We start from the raw sequence: 17,367 nt of genomic DNA on the forward strand, positions 1-17,367 counted from the left end.
CCAGCCCGATGGCTAGGTGGGGGTTTTGCGTGTGGGGCTCAGCTTGATGCGATCCCCAATCCGAGCTCACGTCCGATGTAGTGAGCAGCGAGCTCTGGGTCGGAAGTCGGGACGACGAAATTGTTCTCCACCTTGTCGATGTGCGTCATGTTGCCGCGCCCGACACCTCGACCGGTTCCGCCTGAAGGTGCCATGACGGAACCGACCGCCTGATGTTGTGCACTTGACGGGATGTACGTGCCGCCCAGCCGCTCAGCGGTCTCGGCCATGATCGCCTCCGACCTCGCGCGCTTGGACGGCGCGAGCGGGATGTACGCCTCACCGCCGGTCTCGTCCTCAGCCCACACCCGCCACTCACCCGCACGCGCGAACTGCGCGACATGGTTTTCCGACACCGAACCGTTCGCGTGGTAGCTGACAACCCCACCGTCGGCGAGGCCGCCGGAGTCGATGACCCGTCCCCCAAAGTCGGGGAGCTTGAACGATGATCCGTCGGCGATGATCTTGATCGGGATCTTCTTGCCGGAGTTGGTGATGATGAACTGGTCGATCGTCGCCTGAGCCGTGTATGCATCCGCGATCATCTTCCACTCCGACTCGGCCGGAATCTTGAGGATCTTGTCAGCGAGAGCTTCGGCTTCGTCTCCCTGGACTCCGAGGTCGTGGATGCGGTCGAGAAGTTGCTGTCGGGATGACTCGAGCGACGCGCGATAGTCGTCGTAGCTGCCACCGGCGGCGGTCGTCGACTCGGCTACTGTCATCGCCTTCTCGGCGATCTTGTCGAGCGCGGCCTCATTCTCTCGCCCGGCCTCCGTGTTCAGGTCGAGCGTCGCGCCGTTGCGGGCGAGGACCTCATCGAAGTCCACGAACGCGTCGATCAGCTGACGGTTCGCTTCGCGGGCGTCGAGGTTCGCATCGTTCGAGGCCATGATCTTATCGATCAGTTGAGACAGCTGGTTGTTGACTTCCTCGACGTCGCCGGCGACCTCCATGTAGGCCTCGCCGGCCGTGCGCGACGATTCGGCGGACTCTTCGTCGGACTTCTTCTTCTGCTCTGCCTTGCGGATCGACTCGTCGATGCTCGCGTTCTCTCCATTCACGGCGTCGATGACGGCGTTGATGTTCTGCAGCCGAAGGTCGTCAGCACTCGACGCGTCACCGCTTTCTCGGTCACGGTCGTATGCCGCTTGATACTCTTCCTGAGCTTCCTTCAGTTCCTTCAGGGCCTCGACGTTGCCCATGGCTGCGTCGGTGATGCGGCCGAGCGACAGTCCGAGGTCTTCGGCCTTATCGAACGCGGAGGGACTGTTGAACCACAGGAACGAGTCCGCGGCGGCGAGATTCTCTTTGACCAGGTCCCGGGTGGCTTTCGTAACCCGGTTCGTCCCGTCCTCGAGTGTGTCGGCGTATGCCTGGGCCTTCTGGCGGGCCTCGGCCTGTTTGGCCATGAGCAGGCCGAGGACAGTGATGATGCCGGTCAGCGCGAGGCCCGCGCCGGCCCCGACGAGCGCGGTCTTGCCCATCGTCACGTTTGTGTCTACAAGGGCCGCCTTCAGTTCGAGGAACTTCGCTCGCGTGCCTACAGCGCCGCCTGCGAACAGGAGCATGGCTGCTGCCGCGACGCCGATTCCGATGGTGACGGCCTGGACGGGTTCCGGCATGTCGCCGTAGGAGTCGACGAGCTCGGTCACCGCCTGGGTCATCTCGCGCAGGACGTCGTTCGCGCCTGACCCAGTGCGGATCAGGGCAGTATCGAAAGCCCCGCCCAACTTCTCGACGTCACCGGCCAGATTGTCTTGACGGATGCGGGCTTGCTCGGCGGCATACGCAGAATCGTTGACCTCGTCGGTCATGTGTGAGATCGCGTCCGCTCCGCCCTCGTAGAGGAGCGTGGCGGCGAGAAGGGATTCGTTCCCAAAAATGCGCCCGAGGGCCGCGTTACGTTCCTCCTGGGTGAGAGACGAGAACGCTTTCTGCATGTTGCCGGCGACCTGCGACGCGGTGAGCATGTTGCCGCTGGCGTCATAGATGCTCAGCCCATACTGCTCCATCGTCGACTTCGCGAGAGCCGACGGGGACTGAAGTGAGGCGAGGACGCCGCGCAGCGACGTGCCCGCCTTCTCGCCGAGGACGCCTTGCGTCGCGAAATACGCGAGTGTCCCAGCGGTCTCGTCGAGACTCCAGCCGGCCTGATTCGCGAGTGGGCCGACATACTGCAGCGCGAGAGCGAGGTCATCGACCGAGCCCTGAGCCTTCCCGGCGCCTGCGGCGAGAACATCGGCGACATGACCGGAGCTATCCGCGGTGAGCCCGAACTGGGTGAGGGTCGTCGCCATGATTTCCGCGGAGCGGGCGACCTGCAGTTGACCGGCCGCGGCGAGAGCCAGCGCGCCGTTCAGAGAACCGCCGACGATCTCCGAGACGCTCTGACCGGCCTTGGCGAGTTCCTCCTGGGCGGCGGCGGCCTCGGACGCGCTGTACGCGGTGTCAGCACCGGCCTGCAGCGCAGCCTCGCCTAGCTGCTTCTGCTCCGCGCTCGTGGCCGTGGTGGCGGCACGAACGTTGGACATGCCCTGATCGAACTCGGTGAACTTCACCACGGACAGGGTGACCATCGCGGCGACGGCAGCACCTGCGCCCAGCAGCGCGGCCGACAGCTGCTTCGCCGCCGCGATCTGTTGCTCTGCGGAAGCAGTGGTCTGCTTGATCTTCGGGTCCGCGGTCGCGTTCTCGTCGCCGACCTTTCTCGTCGACTTCGCCTGCTCGTCGAGCGGAGCCTTCGTGTCCTTCGATTTTTTGCCGGTCGCGTCCGTCGAGCTTCCGAGCTTGTCGACCTGACCGGCGGATGTCTGTGCGGCGCGGCCGGTCTCCTCGACGGCCTTCTTCGCGTCAGACTGGTCCTTCGAGAAGATCTGGGCTCCGAGGGTCTGCAGTTTGAAAACGAGGCTCCCGGCGTCGAAAGCGGTCATCAGAACTCACCTCCGACGCTGAATCCTGGGTGATTCAGGGTGATGCCAAGCCCGCGCACGGCCCAGGCGAGCCGCGTCAGGCGCACCATCATCCCAGTCGGGCCCGGGAGGAGCTTCGGGTCCTCGGCGACCAGGATCGTCACGCTGAGGGCGCTCAGTGCCCCGATGATGATCGCGCGCGAGTACTCGACGGTGTGAGTGTCGTAGAACTCGCGCATCGCGACGGCGGCGAGCTCGTGATTGTCCGCGGTCCGCATGGCAGTGGCGAGACGTGCCACGTCGGCAGCGATCTGTTCGGGCTCGATGGCGGCGAGGCCAGCCATCTGGTCGCGGAACGCGGTGACTTGGGCGTCGATGTCGGGGGGTGGGGCGGTGGTCATGTCAGGTCCTTGAGGTTGTGAGGCGTGGCCTCGGGGGAGTGGCGGGGCTGACCGGAACACCGCGGTCAGCCCCGGAGCCGCGACGCCTCGCCGAAGCGAGCAGGGGTGGCATCGCGGCAGTCACGGGATCAGGCCTGCGGCGGGGCGGCCAGCGATGCCGCGTACGCTTCGAGCGCCTCGTTCGATGTCTCGACAGGGCGCTGCACACCGGCCTGATAGGCGCCACGGGTCAAGCCGATGCTGATCGCGGCTGCGTTGCGCGGGTCCGTCTCGTTCACGATCCTCGCGACGTTGCGCGTGTAGTCGAGTGTCGTCGCGGTGTCCTGTGCTTCTCTGAGCGCCTCGCGGGCCTCAGGAGGAGCGATGTCAACGACACGTCGGGCGGTCATCGCCTGGATGCCGTCGAGCACTGAGGGGACCTCGTGCTGGTGGAAGCGGTCGCGCTTGTTGGACTCGTATCCACCGGCGAATCGTTGAGCTGCGAGGATGCCGTCGACGTCGAGAGTTGGAATGATCTCGTCCCATGTCTTGCCACTGTTGAGCATCGGCAGCACATGGTTGTTCCAAGCCTGGTCGGTGCGGACCAGCTGCGTCGCTGACTCGGGGTTCAGCTTCGGGCGGTACTTCTCGGCCGCTGCGTCGGCCTCCTGGTGTGCGGTCTCCGCGACCTTGATGAAGCCTGCCAGCGGGTCCTCGAACTGCCCACGTGTGCGCTCCGTCAGGCGGGCAGCGACCTCGCTCCGAAGCTCGGGCAGGATGTCTGAAGCTACCTCTGCGTTCTGATAGTTCCGCGCGCCGGTCATGTTGCTCAGGTGCTGCTCAGCAGCCTTCAGCGCGGCGTGCGCGGCCGACCGGGCGCGCAGTCCGGGCCGTGTGCCGGTCGTGAGGCCGGGGAACACTGGATGCGGAGTCTGCCGGTCGGTGAGCACGGGGTGCGAGACCTGGGGGAACTCGTTGGCGGCACGGTTGACGAGGTACGGGTCGATGGCCATGTCAGTTCTCCTCGAAAGTCGCGACGAGGGCGTTCGCCTCGGCGAGCGTGCGCACGGCGGTGATCCTGGCGACCAGGGAGAAGTCGGGAGTCTCCGCCGTCTGCTCGCCGGTAGCGGATGCCTGAGCGCTCTTCTGCGCCCAGGTGTGCTGGATCGATCGGGCGGCGTCGTGGTGCTCGGCGAGGATCCGCTGCAGTTCGTCGGCCTTGCCCTCAGGGGTCAGCCCGGGAGTCACTTCGTGGCGTTCCGAGAGTTCTTCAAGGTGGCGGCGGAAGCGCGTGGCGATGCGCTTGAGGTTCGGCACTGCGGCTTTGGTCGCCTGTGTCAGTTCGGTCATGATGGGGTGTTCTCCTTGGGTTGGATGCTCGCCCTGGCGAGCAGTGGGACGGGGCTATGCGGCCCCGAGGTCTTGGTGCTCTCGCCGCTGCTCGCAGCGCATGCACGTGCCGTCAGAGAGCCAGCGGTGCGTGAGGGAATCGTCTGCGCAGTCCTCCAGGCGTTCCGACATCGTCTTGCCGCGAATCGGCACGGGCGTCGATGGGTGGGGGGACTCCATCGACGTGAGAGCGTTGTCCCAGTCCGCGTCGAGGGTCTTACGCCAGGCCTCATGTGCGAGACGGTCCGCGCCACATGCACGACAGGGTTCGTTGTGATCCCAGGTCTCGTGCCTCCGGCAGGTGGGGGTGGGTGCGGAGTCGCCTCCCCTTCCCTTTCCCTGATCCCTATCCCCTTCCCCTCCAGGAGTGAGCGCTCCGGGAACACTCACTGAGTCCTCAGCGAGTGGTGGTTGAGGGGTATTCGGTGGGAGCGGGAGGCGCTTCTTCGAGGGTCGATTGATGACCTGGTGGGAGAGGAGGGTGGGAATGTGCAGGTATGCCTTGCCGTCGACGACGTAGCGCACGATGTGCCCGCTCCGTGACAGCTCAGTGAGCGCTTCCTGAGTCCTCCGGGATGCCTCATCGCGATCATCGAGTGGGAACAGGTCCGCGACGATGAGGCGTATGTCGTCGCGCCCGACACCGCCGTCGTCGACGTACGACCACAGGCCGATGTAGACGAGGCGGTGGTGCCAGTCGAGCTCGGCGACGTCGTCGCTGCGCCAGAACTCGGGCTTCACGGTTCGAATGCGCATGTCAGGCGGCCGGCTGCAGGTCGTTGATCTCGGCGAGGAGGCGCGCGTACCGCAGGCGGAGCCCGCCTCGAGGTCGGCTGACGCCCGTTTCCCACCGCTGCACCGTGTTGGGCCAGACGTCCAGCTCTGCAGCGATGCGTGCCTGGCTCATGCCTGCCCGCTCACGGATCTCGCGAGCCGTTCCCGGTTCGACGAGCTTCTCGGCGATGGCGTCCTGTGCGATCGACATTGTCTTGCTCCCTTCGTTACAACAATTGTTGCGCGCTTCGATGGGATTTGGGATATGCTGAGTATCCCGATCGGGAATGGAGTTCGGAATGATCGAGACTGGCTGGACAGACGTTGCCGAACTGCTCTCGTGGTTCGGTGAGGCGAAGAACGTGGGCCCGCGCCTGCAGGAGATCCGTGAGGGACGTCGCGATTCTGATGGTCGCCCTGCCCCGTGGACGCAGGAGCAGCTTGCTGCGGCGATGTCTGCGCTCCCCGGCGCCCGCCCTATGAGCAAGATGACAATCTGGAAGATCGAGAACCCCGACAAGCCTTCGTCGAACCGTTCGGTCACAGTCGACGAACTCATCGGGTTCGCAAAGGTGCTCAACGTCACGATCGCCGATCTCCTTCTGCCGGGAGATCAGGTCGCACAGCTTGCGGCGTTCAAGGCGGTGACGGACGCCGCAAGCCACCTGCAGGAGGTGCGAGATGCGTGGTCCCGATACACCGGCTCGCTTCGCACCGCTCGTGCTCATCTCGAGGGATCCCCGGACGCGCGTAGCGATATGCAGAATCAGCTTCGCCGCACGAGGGCTGATCACTATCGGAGCTTCGCTGCCGCCCATGCCAACTACGCGCCGGTGCTGGCGGCGCAGCACGGGCGAGAGTTCACGCTCGAGGAGTTCGCCGCAGGACAGATGCCTACGCCTCTGCTGGCAGCCATGGAAGACGCGCTCGGCCCGCTCGAGCCCCATCTCGACGGCTGGGCCACCGGCCGACACGAACCCCCGCTCGACTCGACCGACTTCACGTACTCAGGCGGAGCCTGATGGCCGGCCACAACCACGTGAGCTACGAGGGGCATCCGGCGTGGGGACGACTGGATCCGGAGGAGTGGCCACGTGAGTTCCTCGATGGCCCGCGGGCTCGCGCGAAGCAACTCCAGATGCTGGAGGCAGACGTGGAGCACGCGGTTCGTTGGGTGGAGACGATGCAGGCGCTCGTCGACGAGGGGCTTCCCGATGAGGAGTTCACCGCCCGCCGCATGATGGCGCTCAAAGACTGGGAGAAGTCCCGGCACCGCGACCAGAAGACGCTGCACTACCGGTACGACCCGCTCAAGCGACCCAAGCGGCTCATCGAGCGCGACATCGCCAAGGCGGAGGCGGAGACGAAGAAGGCGCTTGCTGCGCTGGGGGTGAAGTTTGAGGCGCGGCAGGTGGGCGTCTCGGCCACACTGCGCGCCGCAGAAGGAACTCCTGGACGGCCACCGGCACGAACGCCCAGCACACGCCCCGTGCCTCGTGGGCGGCGTCCTAACCCCGCACGCCCGCCGGCACTGCATCCCGGGCTCGCGACCCTCGACCGGGACACCCGGGCGATGTATGACAACCTCGCGCCCGACATCGACATTGCCACAACACCCGATAGCGAGCTCCGGCGTGTCTGGACCGAGCGTCATGAAGGAATGTCGGCCGATCTGATCGAGACGGTGCTCGATGAGATCAACGGACGATAGCTCGCGCGCGTTTGGTCATCGACTGGTCGATGCGCTTTGCGAGTGCGGGGCGCTGCGGCCATGGTTCACCTCGAGCGTGCGCCACCTGGACGCGGTTACGTGCGGCTACTGGGCCAGAGTGTCGGGGGCTGCTCGTATGCTGATCGCTACCGTGCGCTGGGTGCGGCCACTGAGAGGATTACAGCATGGCGAAGTTCATCATCAACAAGGGAGCGGCCTCGCAGCGCTCCGTCGAGGCGGAGAAGTATTCGCTCGCGAACGGATTCTTCTGGTTCTACGACGCCGAGAGTGAGATCGTGCTCACCTACAAGGCCGACAACACGATCAGCGTCACCCGTGAGTCTGCGTCGGACGCGAAGTAGTCTGACGCGAAGTAGCGTCTGAACGACAGAGCCCCGGTGCCTCTTGCGAGGGCCGGGGCTTTCGTCTGGGCGGCTCTTCTCCAGTGCGCTCAGCAATTCTCCTGCGCGCGGCTGACATGCGCGCGCGATTCGCCAGTCGAACGTTCGACTCCTTCACCGGAATTCGGTTGCACGCGGCTCACGCGCGCACATTACGCGCGCGCACGACGCCGGAATCGACCGGTCGAGTCGAGTAGCCACCATCCCCGATAGAGTGCGGGCATGACAACGCGTGGCATCCGATACTTCAACCGCCCCTACACCTTCGCAGACGACGAGCAGGCGGATCTTGCCGCCACGTTCCTTCGTCAGATCGCATCTGGACAGACGGCGGGGCGTCTTCTCCAGGTCGGCAATCAGCAGATCTTTGTTACGCCTGGAACTGACGTCATTCTCTATGAGGAATGACCCTAGCCGGCGTGCCCCCGGTAGAGTGCGGGCGTGACTACAGCGATCGATCCTCCGAGCGGCTACTTTGACCTTTCTGGCGAACGCGCCAAGTTCTACGAGAGCGCGGACGGTACCTACTGGCAGGTCATGACGGACGACCGAGTCGTCGCCGTTCTTCACCGAGACGAGAAGGGGTGGTTCGGCGACAGCGAGAGCAAGAAGCGGTTCCTCGACCCGGAGGAGGCTGCTCGCCTGGCGCGCGCCGGGCGCATCTGACCCGAGGCGAACACGGAGACGCTTAGGGCGTCCAGCGTCAGTTTGCCGCACACGCGTACGCGCTCCGCGCGCGCGTATTGACCGATCGCGCACAGACAGTACTGAGGTCATCGACTCGATGGGTCGAAGTCGTGGACGCGGTCGGTCGGCCCATCGCACGCTGACGGTGGATCTCTCGTGGTGTCGTTGCGTATAGTCGTCAGTGAAGCGCGGCAGGCAGTCCCCTCGGACAGCCGGGCCGCGTTTCTCTTGCTGTACCCTGGTGCGTAGAGCGCGGCAGGCAGTTCCCGCGGACAGCTGAGCCGCGCTCTGTTCTTCGGAAGAAGCACGGCAGTCGGTTCACTCGGACCTTCCAGCCGTGCTCTTCTTCCGTGCGGCGGCGAGTTGCGGCGAGCGGCTTAGCCTTACGTGATGACAACACGAGAGCAAGCTCTGCGAGAGCTCGGGCTGGTCGTCGCCGAGTTCTCGACGGAGTTCATGACGCAGACCCTCGAGGAAGCCGCTCGGCGAGCCTGGCGCGCCGACGGTCCGTCCCTCGACACACTCACGCAGCGGTGCGCGATGTTGCGGGCAAAGCTCGGACGCGGGGCTGCCCCGGCGGAGAGGTGATCTCAGCCGAGGCAGTCATGGCACACCTTTCAGTCGTCGAGTGCGCGTAGTTGCTCGTCGACGGCGGCGCTCCGCTTGAGCTTTCGGCGTGCGGTCGCGAGCGCGTACAGCACCTCCATCGGGTCGTCGGTGCCAAGGCGTGCACGGATCTCCGCGGCACCGACACGGACCTCACTCCCGAACGCGTCGGCAATCCGTGCCTGTCCGTTCTCCGCCCGCCGACCAACGAAGGTCCATGACTCCTCGGATGTGCCTGTGAGCAGCGCGACCGCGCGAGAGGAGAGCAAGACCTGGCCCTCGTGCTCGGCGACCAGGCCCTCCCGGATCAGGAACGCGACCTTGTCACCCTCTGACGTCATGCCTCCGTCTCCTTGAGGATGGCCTGCGCTTCCGGGTGCGCAAGCACCGCGTTTGCCGCGCGGACGGCGGCGGTGTCGCGGGCGATCTCGTCCACGAGGACCTCGACCGTGGTCATGGCGTGGACGAGGGCGCCCATGAGTCGGGCGATGAACTCGCTCACCGCCGGGCCGTCGGACTGAATCTGCTCCGTTTCCTTGATGACACGGCTCTCGACCATGTCACCGCGCAGGTCCCCGAACTCGATGTTCGTCGCGATCGAGACGAGCTCCCTCGCTAGCTTGATCGATTGTGAGGTCTGCCGAATTCGGAGAGTCATGCGCGGATCTCCTCTACGGGGGCGTTCAGGTCGATGCCAGCAATGAACGCGAGGGTCGTGATGACGGTTCCGGTGTGAAGAGTCGTGCCCATCGGATCGAGCAGTGTGACGTCGCGGTCGCGCACCGAAACGCTGAGGCCGTCCCGACGTGCGACGCGGCGAAGATGCGCAACATCCCGTCGGTGTGCTGCTTCATGATCGTCAACTCCCTCGGCGCTCACGACGATCGCACGCTGGCCATCTCGGTGCAGTAGTTCGTACGTGCCGTGCCAGACGATCAGCGCCCCTTCGCAGAGGTGAACGCCCGGTTTGCGGCGGCTCTTCTCGTCCACGCTGAAATAGTCGAACCCGTGGCGGTACGTGCCGCGTTTGTCGAATGACCACGACTCGCACAGGACGCCGCTCGTCGGAGACTTGGCCTGGAGAATGCGCGCCAGGTGTGCGTCGACACCACCGTCACGGAGCCTCTTCACGGTGTTCTCGATAATGGTCTGACGGTGAACCCACAGTTCCCAGATCTCGCGCTTGACGCGTTCCGCTTCGGCTTGAGCGACCTCGAGAATGGTGCCGTTGTCGCTTGCAGTGAGGATTTGATCTACAGTAAGCATTGATTCGTTCCTTTCGAAGGGGTTCGATTTCTCGCCCTCGCGCTGGTTGCCGCCAGCAGCGGGGGCTTTCTTCTTGGTGATCGCCGAGCTCAAGAGAGCGTCCAAGCCGTCGCCCGGTTACCGAGCCGTGAGTACGCGAGCTCTCCCGCATCTCGGACATGGCCGATGCGCACGAGCTTCGCGCGAGCGGTGCGGATCCGCTGCGCCGTCACCTGCGGCACCGAGGAATGTGCCAACGCGCGAGCATTGTACTTCTCGACGATCTGCTCATCCGTCAGCGCTCCGGACTCCGTCAGGATGACGGTGATCGCTGCAGCGACGCGTTCCTTCGCAGCCAGGGAGAGCGTCTCTTCGGCGTCGCTCGAGGTGCCCGTATCGAGGGCCATCGCTGGCGTATGGGTCGACATCACGCCGCTCCTGCGCTTGACGCCTCGATCCACGCAAGGACATCTGCGCGGCGATAGCGCACAGCACCGCCGAGGCGAACGAACTTCGGGCCCTGGCCCTCTCCAGCCCAGCGGGCGAGAGTGGGGACAGACGTCTGCGTGTACTCGGCGACCTGCCGGCGGGTGGCCAGATCGGGGAGTTCGACGCGACCAATCTCTTGGGTTGTCATTGGTTGACTACCTTTCGGTGTAGGAGTAGGCGACTGATGACGCCTAATTCCAGAGTGCATCATCATCCACAGGTTGTCAACTGTTCCCGATCGACGGTATGCGCTATCGTCAATTCGTGACTACTTCTGAACCGCGATCCCTCAAAGATTGGGAAGCCGAGCACGCCGACCGCATCGTTGCTGCGATCAATCAGCTGCGCGAACGCTACGGGTGGACTATTGCTCGGCTCCGCGAAGAACTAGCCCCATACGGGTGGACGCCGTCACTGGAGACGCTCAACGGGATTCTGAGTGCCAAGAAGCGCAAGGCGTTCTCGGTCGGCGAGATCTTCGCGTTCGCGCGGGCGCTTAGGGTTTCGCCGACGTACCTCATCACGGGGCTTCCGCTCGGCGCGCCGCTCCCGGAGGGGCCCTTGCTCCCCGAGGCCGATGTCATCTCTGCGTTTTCGTGGGTCACCGACGCCGAGCTCCACATCGTCGGGGGATCGGCGCTCGGGACGTTCGCCAAATATGCCAATGCGATGAACTACGCGAAGTGGCACAACGCCTTGTGGATGGCGGGCCGCCCCTCCCGCTACCTCGTGGACGACCTGCGAGATCTCGCGTTTAGACGCAGACAGTGGCGGTCATATGCCGAGCAGTTCAACGTGCCGGAGGTCCCGGATCTGCCCGCCGAGCTTGAGTCTCTCAGACTCGATGAGTGGGTCGACACTCGAGACCCAGACGTTGACCGTGGGAACTCCTCTGAGTTCGGGCTCCCCGTCGGCATGGACCTCGACGCGTTGTTGCCCCTCGGTGAATCGTTCAGTGGCCAGGCGTGGATGATGACTGCCCGCGACTACATCGATCGCATGGACGCCGCGCGAGCTGAACTAGACAAGCTCAAAGCGAGGGGGGAACGTGGCGAGGCCGCGGACACCCCTGAATAGTTACGGCCGGATCTCGACGGTCGAGATCGAGTCCGGGAAGTGGCGCGCGCGCACCCGCTACCGATTCGACGACGGGAAGTTGCGGCAGGTCGAGAAGTTCGCGCCGTCGCGCGCGAAGGCGGAGGCCGCGCTCAAGCAAGCGCTCACCACGATCCAGGCGGGAACCGCGGTCGACGTGAAGCGAGAGACTCGCATCCGAGATCTCGGCGAACGATTCTTGACATCGAAGGCCGACCGGGCGCCGCGCACCTTGGAGACATACCGGCACAGCGTGCGGAAGGTCATCATCCCGAGGATCGGTGACCTCGCCGTTTCGGAGGCGACCGCCGAGCGACTGCAGCGCACCCTCGACGCGATCGCTGCCGAGAATGGGCCCGGCGAGGCCAAGAAGGCGCGCGCGGTGCTGTCCGGCATGATGGGGCTCGCCGCCCGCTCTGACGCGGTGAAGGCGAACCCGGTGCGCGAGCTCGCGCCGATCCAGGCGAAGGCTGTCGGCGCGACGGCCGTGCCGCTCGCCGAGCTGCCGAGCATGCTCCAGCGACTGGCAAGCGACGAGGCGGCGGCCTCGTCGGGGCTCGCCGACCTCGTGACCTTCCTCGCCGGCACTGGCGTGCGGATCAGCGAAGCGCTCGACCTGGACGTCTCCGACGTCGACGGGAACGTGGTGACCATTCGGAAGTCGAAGACGACCGCGGGGGAGCGGCGCATCACCATGCCCGCCGCCGTCGCCGAGATGCTCAAGAGTCGAACTTCGGGTTCCCGGGAACCCGAAGTTCCGCTGTTCCCGACGCCGCTCGGCAAGCGTCGCGATCGCCGCAACACGTCCGGCGAGTGGCAGGCAGCGCGCGAGCGTCTGGGCCTCGGGGACTACACGTTCCACTCGTTCCGTAAGACCGTCGCCACGGCTCTCGATCAGGCCGGACTTTCGGCGCGGGACATCGCTGAGTATCTGGGGCATGCGAACCCATCGCTGACTCTCAACACCTACATGTCGAAGACGGTCGGCGGACGGCGCGCGGCTGACGCTCTCGATGCCGTGTTGGGCTAGTTCTTGCGCTCCAGTTGCGGCCACTGGGCGTAGAAATCGTTGAGCCCGGGCGCTAAGGGGTCGTGCTCGACGAACCATTTCCGCGCCGGCCCTCCCACGCTGTTGAGCACGTCCCGCATTGCTCGCCGCTTGCCCCTCAGATCGAGCGCGAAGACTGGTTCGTGGTGCGCGACGCGGTTCCGGAAGTCGTAGGCGATCGAGACGGACTGGGCGATGCTCGCGGCGGACACGCCATGCCTGTTTGGGAAGGATTGCTCGATCGCGTCGTCCCAGAGCTTTTGCTTTCCCTGGTGGCGGGCCGAGGGGAGCATGTAGCGCCAGGTGCCGAGCGAGAGCTGAGCGACGACGTCATCGTGCGTGGGGCTCCGCTTGCGTCCAACTGCACGCCAGGCCGCATCCCTCGCGTCCTTCAGGCGCTCGAGACCAATAACGGCGAGAAGAAGAGGCGCTGCGTGCAAGGTCCAGTCGGCTCTGCCGCAGGCCGAGAGGTTCCACCGCGCGAGTTCGGCGTCCAGAGCGTTGCGTAGGATCACTTCGAAATAGTGCAGTGACGTGAAGGCCAGCCCACTCACCTGAGCGTTTGCTCGATACAGATCGAGTGCGATCGCTTCATCTCCGCCGCATGCGCTGACATACGTCGACAATCTCGGTTGACTCAGATATGTCACGATGTCGACTGGCATGCCCTGATCGTATTAGAGTGGAAGAGAAGACGTCGCATCTTCCAACGACGTTTACGCTCTAAGCGGCTCGCACCCTTCCGGGGGGGCGAGCCGCTTTGCGCGTGCGTCGACTGCTGGTCGCTTAGACTCGTAGCCAGCGTTTACCCGGCGCAAATGTGCGGGGTTTGTGCGGGATCGGCTACCGCCGAACTCCTGCAGACGCCCCGAGATCCGCGGAATTCCGCGGTTCGCCGACTTGGCGCAATTGGTAGCGCACCGTACTTGTAATACGGGGGTTACGGGTTCGAGTCCCGTAGTCGGCTCTCAGATCTCTTACGAGAGTATGGAAACTTCAATTCCAAGAGCTCCGGACCTCTCTCTGGTCCAGCGAAACGCCGCGAGCCGTGCGAGCTATGCTCACCAGCATGAAGAGACGCACCATCGCCGTGGCACTCGTCGCTGTCGCTGTTCTGATCACCGGCTGTACGGCGAAGGACGAAGCTGAGCCGTCGAAGACACCATCGGCGAGCACCCCCAGCGCGACACCAGCAGAAACACCCACGCCGACGCCGGATCCGGTTGTGAACGTCGTCGGCAGCACGGTCGAACTCAGTTCCGGATCGACGGTCGCCGTGCTCGGATACGAGCCGGCGTCGGCCCCGGAAGCTCCGTTGCCGCAGCAGGCGAGCAGTCACTGGGTTTCGATCGATGTGCAGGTCTGTAACAACACCGCTGACGATGGTTCCGCGAGCACTGCTCCATGGACGCTCCGTGACAGCGACTCGCGCAGCTACGAGTCCTCGAGCACCGGCTACAACCAGTTCCCGAATCCGCAGTATGCCTGGGGCGACGTCGATCTCTTCGCCGGTGAGTGCCTCCGCGGCTGGATCACGTTCCCGGTGCTCGATGGTGCGACGTTGACCAACGTGCGTTACGTCTCTCCGTCTACGGGCGACCGGGTCGACTGGGTGCTGGGATAGCTCGTCGTCGTGCGAGCCGTGGGGCACCCGACCGCTCCGTCACCATCCGCGCCGGCCTGCGATGCCGTGCCCGCGATCGGGGTGACCGATGTCAGCCCAGCGAACCGGAGCGACGCCGCCGCAGCAGCCTCACCCTCGGAAGCGGCGACTCTGATCAGGCGCTGTGCGAGGTCGTCGGCGCGGAGGCCCGAGACGATCTGCATGGCGTGTGCCTGCAGTTCGTGGGTCGCGGCGGCCGGTGGGACGCGAGCTCGGCGAACACGCGGTTCCGCGCCTGGCGCTCTGCCGCCTTCATACCCATCCCGCCGGGAGCGGTGGGGAGCAACGCGGAGAGGCGGAAGTCGCGCACCGCACGCCTCGCGACCTCCCGGATCAGTTCGTCCTCGGCGTCCCGGTGCCGCTGTGGGTGGTAGCGAGAGAGCTCCTCGACCATTTCTTCGACGGACTCACGCTCAAGGGTGCCGGATGAACAGCGCCACGATGCCCTCCGAGCGTCGCCGCTATGCTTCGCTGCATGGAGATCTTCATCAGCGTGGCCGCGCTCGTCGTCGGTGTCGTCGCGGCGATCATCGCAATCTGGCAGGCCAACATCTCGAAGGAGCAGTTGAAGCTCGCGAAGGACACTGAAGACCGAACGGAGCGCGCACTCGAAGAGATTCGCCGCGTGACCGGCGAGACGCGACAGATCAGCCAAGACGTGAAGAACAACGTCGAGTCGCAGATCTCGAAGGTGATCGATAGCAAGCTGGACGCGGAGCGCAACACCCAGGCTCAGGGTGCAGAGTTCATGAAGCTGCTCATGCAGAATGTTCAGAAGCCTGGCGGGCCTCAGTAGCCCGTAGACTTCCTCCGACTCGTCAGTGTCGCGAGTCTTTCTACGTGGAGTGCGAGGACTCGGGCCTTCTGATCTTCAGATAGCGCAACGATGGTTCAGCTCGACTCGGGCCTCTTGCCCTGTGCGCGATGCGTGTGTTGAACGCGGGGTAACGTGCGTCGATATCATGTGCGGATGAGCAACTCGGCAGAAGAACTGCATGCGCTGTATTCGTCATGGCGGCAGAGGGTTGTGGAAAGCCCGGGGGCGAACATGGCCTCGCTCGTGGATCCGGCGGGGGATGGGCTCCAGGAGATTGCCAAGGCTTACGCGCTTCTGCGGATTCTCGATGGTCAACTTCGCTACTTAGAAGATCGAGGGGCGCGCGTATCGGTGCATCAGCGCAGCCTCAAGAGATGGGGCCGGGTGCCGTTGATGCTCACTACGGGGTGGGACGCCGGGGTCAGTAGCCCGGACCAGATCGTCGATGAGGCGACGCTCGATCAGATTGAGGCGTTGAGTTCGTTCCTGGACGGCAAGGTGCTGACGTTCGACGACGCTCGGCTGCCGTCCCTGCGCGCGCTCATCGACCAGGCCGACACGCTGCTGACCAATAGCCCCAATCTCGATCCGACGCTGGCGGCATACATAAGGCGGCTCATTGCCTCCATCCGTAACGCCCTCGACGATGATGCCGCCGGCCGGATTTTCGACTACACGGCGGCTGTCGTTGAGCTAAGAGTGGCGTTTCAAGCTGCTGCGGAAGCCTCTCCACCAGAACAAAAAGAGGATTGGCTAGCGATGTTCCGGCAGATCACTGTCGGAGTTGCGACTGCCCTTCTCATCGAGGGCGGCAAGATGCTCGGACTTGCGGCCGGCAGCTGACAGCCGACAGCGAATCCCCGGTGTTCTCGAGTTGAGGGCCGGGCCTTTCGTCTGGGCGGACTGGTCCACCGCCCACGCCCTATCGTTGCGGGTTTCGCGAATTGATGCACGTTTTCATGAGAGCGTGACAATGATCGCGACGACTGCGGTCACCAGCGATGCTGCGGAGATGATTGTGGAGATGACGGAAATGCATTTCGCAGATCTCTCCGACCGTGCTGCGTCAAGACGGGCGGACTCGGAGGCAGCGAGGCTCTGCTGAGTGAGGCGAACGATGGTGTCGGTCTGGGATGCCATCTCGGCGATCGTGTCAGCGGTGCGCTCCGCTGCTTCTGCCGATCGAGAGGCGGGTCCGAGGAGGTCGGGTGGTGGTAGCGCCTTCAGCCCCTCAACCGACCGTAGAAGATCCGCCGTGGCCGTCGCAATCCCGAGGTCGAGTTTCGGCACGGGCGGGGTCGACGGTGGGAATCGGAAGATGCGAGTGCCCGGCCGTTTGAATCCTCGGCCTTCCGCTTCAGGGTTGGGCGGGGCGTCGGCGTCGCTCATCTGCTGATCGTCCCACATCTCGCCGACGTCCCACTGCCCCGCGCGGACGGCCGCGCGGGACCCTCGGTTCGATCCGCAGGACCGCCCTTGAGGGACCACGGTGACGCCGTCGGCTCGGACTCGGGTGGCGAGTCTGCCGGCGTCGATCCACTGGTAGATGTGTGACACGTGGCGGCCGATCAGCGCCGCCGCTTCCTTCGCAGTCACCCACTGTCGGCTCGAGCATTGACGCCGTCCTCTCTTCCAATGCGGTCCGATATGTTGCTGATATGACTCTCCCCACATCGCCGCCGGACGCCGGCTGGCACCTGAACGCCAACGGACAGCGGCAGTGGTGGGATGGCGCGTCGTGGGGTCCACTGGCACCTGAACAACTGCCGATGAGTCACTCCATCGCTCCGGCAGGGTTCCTCATCCCTGCCAAGACCCGAACGGCCGCATATTGGCTGCTGATCCTCCTCGGAGGCTTCGGCGCTCACCGGTTCTACCTGCGTCACCCAGGCACGGCATCGATGCTGCTTGTGGCTTCTTTCGTGCAGGTGCTTTTCAGGCTCGATCCCGATCCCGCTTCGGCGATCGTCGCGAACGTGATCCTTGCGTTGGTATGGCTGTGGATCATCGTGGACCTGTTCACGGTCCCGTCGATGGTCGACAACGCGAATCGGAAGACCATGCGGGGTCTCCGGCACTGAATCACAGCGCACCATTCTCTGCCCGCTCGGCGT

Annotated in this window: 25 protein-coding genes and 1 tRNA gene; 13 read left to right on the top strand and 13 right to left on the bottom strand. The window is 64.7% G+C overall.

Features of this window, described 5'->3' with window-relative positions; genetic code table 11:
* Positions 1-38: 38 nt before the first annotated feature.
* The 6 genes from ABD648_RS18345 to ABD648_RS18370 all read right to left on the bottom strand — a co-directional run bounded on the left by ABD648_RS18345 (position 39) and on the right by ABD648_RS18370 (position 5,702).
* Positions 39-2,969 (bottom strand): phage tail tape measure protein, encoded by a 2,931-nt coding sequence (locus tag ABD648_RS18345; protein WP_282216371.1) that lies wholly within the window; start codon positions 2,967-2,969, stop codon positions 39-41.
* Complete coding sequence (locus ABD648_RS18350; RefSeq protein WP_282216372.1) at positions 2,969-3,349, bottom strand: hypothetical protein; 381 nt, start codon at positions 3,347-3,349, stop codon at positions 2,969-2,971. Before ABD648_RS18350 ends, ABD648_RS18345 begins: the two co-directional genes overlap by 1 nt.
* A 128-nt stretch (positions 3,350-3,477) precedes the next feature.
* Positions 3,478-4,341, bottom strand: a complete 864-nt coding sequence (locus tag ABD648_RS18355) for a hypothetical protein (RefSeq protein ID WP_282216373.1) — start codon at positions 4,339-4,341, stop codon at positions 3,478-3,480.
* Between the two features lies 1 nt (position 4,342).
* A complete protein-coding gene (locus ABD648_RS18360) occupies positions 4,343-4,678 on the bottom strand; it encodes a hypothetical protein (RefSeq protein WP_282216374.1) in 336 nt (111 codons plus the stop codon).
* Positions 4,679-4,732: 54 nt separating this feature from the next.
* Positions 4,733-5,458, bottom strand: a complete 726-nt coding sequence (locus ABD648_RS18365; protein ID WP_282216375.1) for a hypothetical protein — start codon at positions 5,456-5,458, stop codon at positions 4,733-4,735.
* 16 nt (positions 5,459-5,474) lie between these two features.
* A complete protein-coding gene (locus tag ABD648_RS18370) occupies positions 5,475-5,702 on the bottom strand; it encodes a helix-turn-helix domain-containing protein (protein ID WP_282216376.1) in 228 nt (75 codons plus the stop codon).
* Between the two features lie 76 nt (positions 5,703-5,778).
* On the opposite strand from ABD648_RS18370, the gene ABD648_RS18375 reads away from it, so the two are divergent.
* The 6 genes from ABD648_RS18375 (at position 5,779) to ABD648_RS18400 (ending at position 8,878) form a co-directional block, all read left to right on the top strand.
* Entirely contained in the window at positions 5,779-6,513 is a 735-nt protein-coding gene (locus tag ABD648_RS18375) for a helix-turn-helix domain-containing protein (RefSeq protein ID WP_282216377.1), read from the top strand.
* Complete coding sequence (locus tag ABD648_RS18380) at positions 6,513-7,202, top strand: hypothetical protein (protein WP_282216378.1); 690 nt, start codon at positions 6,513-6,515, stop codon at positions 7,200-7,202. The genes ABD648_RS18375 and ABD648_RS18380 overlap by 1 nt, the downstream gene beginning before the upstream one ends.
* A 185-nt stretch (positions 7,203-7,387) precedes the next feature.
* Positions 7,388-7,564 carry a hypothetical protein gene (locus ABD648_RS18385; RefSeq protein ID WP_282216379.1) on the top strand — a complete coding sequence of 59 codons (177 nt, stop codon included), beginning with the start codon at positions 7,388-7,390 and terminating at the stop codon, positions 7,562-7,564.
* Positions 7,565-7,825: 261 nt separating this feature from the next.
* Positions 7,826-8,011: a hypothetical protein gene (locus ABD648_RS18390; protein WP_282216380.1), complete on the top strand. Its 186-nt coding sequence runs from the start codon at positions 7,826-7,828 to the stop codon at positions 8,009-8,011.
* 33 nt (positions 8,012-8,044) lie between these two features.
* Positions 8,045-8,269 (top strand): hypothetical protein, encoded by a 225-nt coding sequence (locus ABD648_RS18395; protein WP_282216381.1) that lies wholly within the window; start codon positions 8,045-8,047, stop codon positions 8,267-8,269.
* Between the two features lie 411 nt (positions 8,270-8,680).
* Positions 8,681-8,878: a hypothetical protein gene (locus ABD648_RS18400; protein WP_282216382.1), complete on the top strand. Its 198-nt coding sequence runs from the start codon at positions 8,681-8,683 to the stop codon at positions 8,876-8,878.
* A gap of 29 nt (positions 8,879-8,907) precedes the next feature.
* On the opposite strand, the gene ABD648_RS18405 is transcribed toward ABD648_RS18400, so the two are convergent.
* Genes ABD648_RS18405 through ABD648_RS18425 form a run of 5 tightly spaced genes read right to left on the bottom strand, consistent with a single transcriptional unit; the run spans position 8,908 to position 10,844 of the window.
* Entirely contained in the window at positions 8,908-9,237 is a 330-nt protein-coding gene (locus ABD648_RS18405; protein WP_282216383.1) for a hypothetical protein, read from the bottom strand.
* Positions 9,234-9,554 carry a hypothetical protein gene (locus ABD648_RS18410; RefSeq protein WP_282216384.1) on the bottom strand — a complete coding sequence of 107 codons (321 nt, stop codon included), beginning with the start codon at positions 9,552-9,554 and terminating at the stop codon, positions 9,234-9,236. The genes ABD648_RS18405 and ABD648_RS18410 overlap by 4 nt, the downstream gene beginning before the upstream one ends.
* Complete coding sequence (locus tag ABD648_RS18415) at positions 9,551-10,255, bottom strand: hypothetical protein (protein ID WP_282216385.1); 705 nt, start codon at positions 10,253-10,255, stop codon at positions 9,551-9,553. Before ABD648_RS18415 ends, ABD648_RS18410 begins: the two co-directional genes overlap by 4 nt.
* Positions 10,252-10,548 (bottom strand): hypothetical protein, encoded by a 297-nt coding sequence (locus ABD648_RS18420; protein ID WP_282216386.1) that lies wholly within the window; start codon positions 10,546-10,548, stop codon positions 10,252-10,254. Before ABD648_RS18420 ends, ABD648_RS18415 begins: the two co-directional genes overlap by 4 nt.
* 20 nt (positions 10,549-10,568) lie before the next feature.
* A complete protein-coding gene (locus ABD648_RS18425) occupies positions 10,569-10,844 on the bottom strand; it encodes a helix-turn-helix transcriptional regulator (RefSeq protein WP_344709698.1) in 276 nt (91 codons plus the stop codon).
* A gap of 50 nt (positions 10,845-10,894) precedes the next feature.
* Here ABD648_RS18425 and ABD648_RS18430 point away from each other — a divergent pair, with 50 nt between their 5' ends.
* Together ABD648_RS18430 and ABD648_RS18435 are read left to right on the top strand one after the other, a co-directional pair.
* Positions 10,895-11,707, top strand: coding sequence for a helix-turn-helix domain-containing protein (locus ABD648_RS18430; RefSeq protein WP_282216388.1), 813 nt, complete (start codon positions 10,895-10,897; stop codon positions 11,705-11,707).
* Positions 11,679-12,755, top strand: a complete 1,077-nt coding sequence (locus tag ABD648_RS18435) for a tyrosine-type recombinase/integrase (protein WP_282216389.1) — start codon at positions 11,679-11,681, stop codon at positions 12,753-12,755. Before ABD648_RS18430 ends, ABD648_RS18435 begins: the two co-directional genes overlap by 29 nt.
* On the opposite strand, the gene ABD648_RS18440 is transcribed toward ABD648_RS18435, so the two are convergent.
* Entirely contained in the window at positions 12,752-13,438 is a 687-nt protein-coding gene (locus ABD648_RS18440; protein WP_282216390.1) for a hypothetical protein, read from the bottom strand. The two genes, ABD648_RS18435 and ABD648_RS18440, sit on opposite strands and share 4 nt — an antisense overlap.
* A gap of 229 nt (positions 13,439-13,667) precedes the next feature.
* Here ABD648_RS18440 and ABD648_RS18445 point away from each other — a divergent pair.
* The 4 genes from ABD648_RS18445 to ABD648_RS18460 all read left to right on the top strand — a co-directional run bounded on the left by ABD648_RS18445 (position 13,668) and on the right by ABD648_RS18460 (position 16,096).
* Positions 13,668-13,740, top strand: a tRNA-Thr gene (locus ABD648_RS18445).
* Between the two features lie 102 nt (positions 13,741-13,842).
* A complete protein-coding gene (locus ABD648_RS18450) occupies positions 13,843-14,397 on the top strand; it encodes a hypothetical protein (RefSeq protein WP_282216391.1) in 555 nt (184 codons plus the stop codon).
* 514 nt (positions 14,398-14,911) lie between these two features.
* Complete coding sequence (locus tag ABD648_RS18455; protein ID WP_282216392.1) at positions 14,912-15,232, top strand: hypothetical protein; 321 nt, start codon at positions 14,912-14,914, stop codon at positions 15,230-15,232.
* A gap of 174 nt (positions 15,233-15,406) precedes the next feature.
* Positions 15,407-16,096, top strand: a complete 690-nt coding sequence (locus ABD648_RS18460; RefSeq protein ID WP_282216393.1) for a hypothetical protein — start codon at positions 15,407-15,409, stop codon at positions 16,094-16,096.
* Positions 16,097-16,210: 114 nt separating this feature from the next.
* Here ABD648_RS18460 and ABD648_RS18465 read toward each other — a convergent pair whose 3' ends face one another.
* A complete protein-coding gene (locus tag ABD648_RS18465; RefSeq protein WP_282216394.1) occupies positions 16,211-16,849 on the bottom strand; it encodes a helix-turn-helix domain-containing protein in 639 nt (212 codons plus the stop codon).
* 62 nt (positions 16,850-16,911) lie between these two features.
* Between ABD648_RS18465 and ABD648_RS18470 the strand changes: the two genes are divergently transcribed.
* Entirely contained in the window at positions 16,912-17,334 is a 423-nt protein-coding gene (locus tag ABD648_RS18470) for a TM2 domain-containing protein (RefSeq protein ID WP_282216395.1), read from the top strand.
* Positions 17,335-17,367 lie beyond the last annotated feature (33 nt).

It is taken from the genome of Microbacterium luteolum (assembly GCF_039533965.1).
GTDB lineage: Bacteria > Actinomycetota > Actinomycetes > Actinomycetales > Microbacteriaceae > Microbacterium > Microbacterium luteolum.